At 57.3% G+C, this 682-nt stretch carries 1 protein-coding gene; it reads right to left on the minus strand.

Annotated features, from left to right (window positions below; all coding sequences use genetic code 11):
* Nucleotides 1-682: IS5 family transposase (locus KP705_RS15855; protein WP_215764913.1), on the minus strand; the 682-nt coding region annotated here is incomplete at both ends.

Here is a 682-nt window from a genome sequence, read left to right on the forward strand (position 1 = left end):
CACTGGCGGCGGCATCTGTTGTCTTCCATTTKCGGATGAACCGATACTTCCGGTCGATGGAGACGTGGGGTTTGTAGCCAAAGAATGGGATAGCGAGATCACTCGACGGCATGGTTCCATCGTCCTGCCGCTTCGCTTTCGTGAACTTCAGCGTCCAGCGCGCATGGCGATCCTTGTGCGACAGCTTTGACGGCTTGTCCTGCCAGTCTTCGGGAATACGGCCTGCCCGGAGATCGGCTTTCTCGGCGTTCGTGTTGCGCTGCTTTGGAGCCGCCACCAGCGTTGCATCCAGGATCTGGCCCGACATCGGCAGATAGCCGGCGTGCCGCAGGGTCGCGTCAAAACGGTTGAACAGACCCTCGATCGCTCCCACCTGCGTCAGGCGCTCACGGAACAGCCAGAGTGTTTTGGCATCAGGAACACGATCTGAAAGCCCCAGCCCAAGGAAGCGCATGAACGACAGGCGATCGTTGATCAGATATTCCGTCCGCTCATCAGACAAATTGTTCAACGTCTGGATCACCAGGATCTTGAACATCAGCACCGGATCAAATGGCGGTCGCCCGCCTTTGCTTCCATCTGAATAGGCCAGTGCCTTCTCCAGATCAGGACGGAACACTTCAAAATCCACAGTCCGGGAAAATGCTTCGAGCTCATCACCAAGCCCGCTCAACCGGGCAAG

Origin of the sequence: Gluconobacter sp. P1D12_c (assembly GCF_018812105.1) — a bacterium.
GTDB lineage: Bacteria > Pseudomonadota > Alphaproteobacteria > Acetobacterales > Acetobacteraceae > Gluconobacter > Gluconobacter oxydans_A.